This window comes from Colwellia sp. (assembly GCF_013215345.1).
In the GTDB taxonomy this organism is placed as follows: Bacteria; Pseudomonadota; Gammaproteobacteria; order Enterobacterales; family Alteromonadaceae; genus Colwellia.
In genome coordinates this window covers 1-5,565 of record NZ_JABSOV010000176.1, presented here as the reverse complement: position 1 = coordinate 5,565, position 5,565 = coordinate 1, and the positions used below count along the sequence as shown (strand labels likewise).

At 39.3% G+C, this 5,565-nt stretch carries 4 protein-coding genes; 2 read left to right on the top strand and 2 right to left on the bottom strand.

Features of this window, described 5'->3' with window-relative positions:
• Positions 1–161: 161 nt before the first annotated feature.
• Entirely contained in the window at positions 162–1,706 is a 1,545-nt protein-coding gene (locus HRT50_RS17395) for a VCBS repeat-containing protein (RefSeq protein WP_291616848.1), read from the bottom strand.
• 363 nt (positions 1,707–2,069) lie between these two features.
• Here HRT50_RS17395 and HRT50_RS17390 point away from each other — a divergent pair, with 363 nt between their 5' ends.
• Positions 2,070–2,405: a hypothetical protein gene (locus HRT50_RS17390; protein ID WP_291616846.1), complete on the top strand. Its 336-nt coding sequence runs from the start codon at positions 2,070–2,072 to the stop codon at positions 2,403–2,405.
• 1 nt (position 2,406) lies between these two features.
• Positions 2,407–2,694 carry a hypothetical protein gene (locus tag HRT50_RS17385; RefSeq protein ID WP_291616844.1) on the top strand — a complete coding sequence of 96 codons (288 nt, stop codon included), beginning with the start codon at positions 2,407–2,409 and terminating at the stop codon, positions 2,692–2,694.
• A 235-nt stretch (positions 2,695–2,929) separates the two neighbouring features.
• Here the strand turns inward: HRT50_RS17385 and HRT50_RS17380 are convergent.
• Positions 2,930–5,565 (bottom strand): PAS-domain containing protein (locus tag HRT50_RS17380; protein ID WP_291616842.1); only part of this gene is annotated, 2,636 nt, incomplete at its 5' end.

Here is a 5,565-nt window from a genome sequence, read left to right as displayed (position 1 = left end):
TATTTAATAATTAACACTGTATGGATGCAGCTTATTAGACAATGCAGGAGCATATTGTCCTGAACAACTAGTTATTAAAATAAATGCCTTGTATTTAGTCTTTTTTCCTACGTATAAAATAGATCACTTAATTAATGAAACTGCTATAACGATGGTCGAAGTTACTTTGAAAAAAGCACTTTAAACTCTTTAGCCTTATCTTCACCATCAAGGCGAGAGAATTTCATCAGTAAATCATCTTTGCCGTCGCCATTTAAATCTTCAACCATGACTAGGTTGCCATCTTTAGGTAACTGAGTGCTATAGCTAAGACTGCGTTTTTTAAATGATTTGTTATGCTTGGATGATTTTTTACTCTTGCTGGCTGTTTTACCTAGGTATATTTTCAACTCATCATCATCGGACAAAATAAGCTCTTTTAGGCCATCACCATTTAAGTCAGCCAACTTCACCACGGCACTACCACTTTGGCCAGAGCTTAAGCTAAAGGTTAGCTCAACCTCTTTTTGAATCGTCGGCTTAGCTGGGAACTTATCTTGTGCATTCATTTTAAAGACATAAACATCTTGGTCAATACCACCGGTGATTAAGGCGCCAATAATTTGCGATAAACCAATATCAAAGCCAGCGAGTAACACCTCCAGCTTGTCATCATTATCAATATCGACAAATTCTAAGCCAGTCAGTGTGCCTTCGGCATGAATAACACTATCAGGCTGTTGAGCATAACTTAATTCGCCTTTATTATTATGGCCAAGAAATATCTCATAATCATTAACACGATCGAGTACACCTGAAGCCTTGGTATAGCGCACCACCATATCGACAATACCATCGGCATTAACATCGCGCAGTTCTTCTAATTTTCGGTACTCCAAATCACTTTGGTCTAGTTGCTCGCCACTTTCATCACGCTTATTCCACCATTCTGTACCACTGATCGCTTCATTAATGGGTAAATGAATCGCCGTGGGAGCAAACAAACTCTGTTCGATTTGCGCATATATAATCATTTCTCCATCGCCGACCAGTAAAATATCAGTTTTGTCATCAAAGTTGACGTCATTAAAGTAGAGCTTTGCTTGGGTGTAACTTGCCCCTGATGAAAACACCCGCACTTCAGGCTTTATCGGCAGTACTTGGCTAACAAAACCACCTTTTTCCTGCCCGATAAGAATATGAGTGTTATTAAAATCGGCAATAATGACATCAGCAAAGGCATCATTATTTAGATCTTGAATAAAATTGCCGCGACTAAGGAAGTCAGCCTGCTCTTGAATGTATAACGACTCAATACTGGCTAGTGATGTAAACTGTTTATTTTGATAAAATGTTAATGAATCCGCGGACAGGAAGTAGAGCTTTTGTTTTATATCTTTTTTATCGGATTTTTGTTCACTTAAATCAAAGCGATAAAATTGTTTAGGTATGATGGTCTTTTCTGCAACCACATACTGATTAGTATCATGGTTTAGCTGATAAATAATTAACCAACGATTACTTTGTTCATCAACAGAAAAAGTAAGCAGTTCCTTGCCTTTACTCGCTAGGACATCAGCAGCAATAATTTCTTGCGTGAGCTTATAGGGCGAATTAATAATAACTTCACTAAACTCGATAGCATTGGATTTGCTGGCTAATGCAGTTAAAGACGTGACATAAACAAGGGTTTTAAGCAGAGTAAACAGCCTTTTTTTCTTAAACAACAAGAGCAATCTCCATATTATAATGCTTTATTCAGATGAATATAGAACACTAAAAGTAATTTGAGTTCCCTAGCTTTTACTAACATTTATGACATAAGTAAAATATCGAATATAGAAAGTATCATCCTAAATGAATTAATGCTCACTAAACTAGTGTTTCTGCCTTATTAAATACAAATATCAATAACCCTCAATATCAGGGGAAAACTTATCAGCCCAAGGTTTCTAATACTTTGAAATTATGCGATATTATGTGAAATTAAAACGATGGATCAAATATTACTCATATCTATGAGTAATAAGCGGTAATACATTCTGCGCAGCTTGTGCTGTTTTCAGTTTTACTAGCAAAAAGGAATTAAAATGTATCTGTATAAAATTTTGGCGCTACCATTAACCTTATTATCCTCGGTGGTAATTGGCAGTGAATACACCTCACCAGTAGATAATATTAATGTCTATAGCACCGAATTAACGACCTTAGCAATTCAAAACTTTTCCAATGGAGTTGTTGAAATTGATATTCATGGCAAAATCTTCAATTTAGCGCCAGCATCAGGAGCTCAACTCAATTGCTCTGGCTATAAGCAGCTTGAGCTGCAAGTTAGACATAATGATCATGAATACTTTCAAGTGCCTTGTAATTCTCGTGTAGTGATTAACGAATCATTTACCAACCAATATGCCAAAGGGGAATAACATGAAAAAGTTTTTTATTTTAAGCCTAATGGCTACCTTATCTGCTTGCGGTGGTGACAACAACTTCGATGATATTAGTTATTTATCTTGTCAGATAAACAGCTCACATGCAGTGTATGTCATTGATCGTGAAATCGATGTGGCACAATGCTGGGATACTGATATTGCCTATAAAAGTCAAGTGTTAGCCGTGCAGAGCTGCGGTAAACAAGTAAACCTATATCTTAAGTCTCGTTATTCAGATCCCCATACAGTAACTTATTCTGTCCAGACAACACACTGTCAGTAATTAATACATCGTAGATAGCTTAAAAAGATGTTATTGCTTACCGCTCGAAACTAATATTTTTTACAGCTATTTTTCAATTGACTAAACGCTCCCGTTAAGAAATCTCCATGAAGTTTGCAGTATAATCTTACATTCATACGTGGTTATAGCTAAATTTAGCTATAACCAACATAATCAGCTTGTAGCTTTTTCGCCCTGACTTATAACAGTGCACTCATCGTTATATAACCTAATCCTAGCTATAACCCACGTAATCCGCCTGTAACTTCTTCGCCAGCATTGCGCTCATCATTGCTCGTAATGCAGCAGGCTTAACTAACTTACGCATATAACCAACATCGTAGCTTTTAGCTTTATCTTCAATATCAGCCTCTGTGGTTGCGGTGATTAATATCGCCGGCAATGAATGATGACACTGACTACGTAAATCTTTAATCAAGGTTAAACCATCCACTTGCTTACTTTGTGGATCATCACCCTGATAGCCCAATTGATAATCCACCAATAATATATCGATTTCATTACTGTGATTGGCAAACTCTGCCAGCGCTGTTTCTCTAGAGTCCGCCGCTAAAATATTACATTGCCATGCAGAAAGTAACTCAACCATACCGCTAAGCACATCGGGATCGTTATCTATGCATAAAACGGTGATATCTTTAAGTGCTACATTAAAGCTAGGTTTATTAATCGCTCTAGCTTGCACCACAGGCTCGGCTTGCTCGACTTGCACAGAAAACTTACAGCCTTGCATGGCTTTCGATTGTAAACTTAAAGTGTGTCCCAATAACTGCGCCAAACTTTGGGTGATATTTAGTCCTAACCCCAGGCCCCTTCCCGCGTGATTTTTTGGCGTATTAAGTTGAGTAAACTGTTCAAAAACAATTTCCTGCTTTTCAATTGGAATTCCTGGGCCATTATCGAGAATTTGAATAATCACTTGCCGGTTAAATACCCGAGCGCCTAATAACACCTTGCCCGGACTGGCATACCTAAAAGCATTACCAACTAAGTTTTGGATTATACGTCTTAGTAGGTGCCGATCAGATTTAACCCAGACCTTACTTGCTACTAGGCGAAACTCGACAGATTGCTCAATAGCCAATGCGGCAAATTCTTGTGCTAGATCTTCAAATAGATCATTGAGCGAAAAAACTCGCACATTAGCTTTTATATTGCCACTTTCTAACCGGGCAATTTCAGCTAGATCCGCTAATAAATCATTGGCCGCCTTTAACGAGCGGTCAATATTCTCAACTTGCCTTTGCTGTACTGTGGTTAAATTACTTTGCTCAGCTAGCGCCGAAGTGAATAACCTCGCCGCTTCAAGGGGCTGCATCAGATCATGGCTACAAGCTTTTAAGTACTGACTTTTTTTCAAATGCGCTTGTTCAGCTTTTTCATGAGCCTTGGCCAGTGCTTCATTGGTTTTAGCGAGTGTTAAGGTCCGTTCATAAACCCGAGTTTCCAGATCAAGATTTGCCTCTTTGAGTACTTGTTCTGCTTGTCGATAGGCGGTGATATCAGAGAACAACATAACAAAACCACCACCGGGCAGAGGGTTTCCCTCAATACGGATTGTTTGACCACTTGCTTGTTGGCGCTCTGAACTATGTGGACTGCCTTTACGTAAGAAGTCTAGTCGACGGTTCACTTGCGACTCTATATCGCCAGAGCCACACAAGCCGCGTTGCACATTAAAACGAATAAGGCCGGATATAGGGCTGCCGACATAGACTAACGCTGCTGGGTAATCGAATAAGTCTAAATACTTTTTATTCCAGGCAACTAGCCGTAATTGATCATCGACAATTGAAATACCTTCACTGGCGTTTTCAATGGCACTTTGCAGTAAATCTTGAGAAAACTGCTGTTTTTGACTGGATGCTTCTTCCACTAAAACCGCCAGTTCATCCAGATCAAAATCACGCCCTTCTAGTGCTGAACTCAACACTAAACGAGCCGATGAAGAGCCCATCACTGTGGCTAGCGTATTTTCAGTGTGTTGCAATAATTGCTGGTTATAGCCAGCATTGCCCAACTCTTTTTTATCATTAGCCAATAAAAAGCTATTAAAACTATCACGCGCTTTATCAATGCCAACAAAGCGAGACGATAACAATTCTAAATCTCTGACATCTAACTGGCGTTTTTTCTCTACTGTTAACAGTTTTGGTGACTGCCACTCGAGAAACAACGAGGCTTGTACTCGCTCTTGTACACTCTGTCGGCTTATTTGCGATAACGCCCACATCACTATGATATTTGCGCCTAAACTAAACAGCGTCGCGGTAGTTTTAACTGGTAAGAAGCCTTCGGCAAAGGGCGATGCATATAAGCCAAATTGCGGTAAGAAATTCAGCGTAAGCCATAAAATAAAACCGACTAATATGCCCGCATAGACTCCGACTAGGCTAGCTCGACGCCAATAAAAAGCGGCAATTAACGCCGGTGTAAGTTGAGCAAATGCGCCAAAGGCGACTTCTCCCAACGAAGACAGTGTATCTGGCGAAGCCATGATGAAAACACCATAACCCAACATGATAACGAACAAGGCTAGTAGCTTGCGAATATTTAACAGACGTTTACGAAAATTGTCATAGTCAGTTTGTGCCACTTTTTGTCGACGATAGAGCAGCGGAAAAACAATTTCATTACTAAGCATGGTACTTAAAGCAATAGCCGAGATAATTACCATAGAGCTTGCTGCAGAAATAGCTCCTAAAAAGGCAAATAAAGTTAGCCATGTTTGCTGAGTAACATCAGGTAAAAACAGTACATAAGTATCTGAAGGGACGGTATTACCCAATAGCATTTGACCCGCTAACCCCATAGGAACGGCAAAGAAAGCAAAAACTAATAAGTACAGAG

Coding starts and splice junctions, on each gene's coding strand:
- HRT50_RS17385 (WP_291616844.1), top strand. CDS start 2,407: ATGAAAAAGTTTTTTATTTTAAGCCTAATGGCTACCTTATCTGCTTGC.
- HRT50_RS17390 (WP_291616846.1), top strand. CDS start 2,070: ATGTATCTGTATAAAATTTTGGCGCTACCATTAACCTTATTATCCTCG.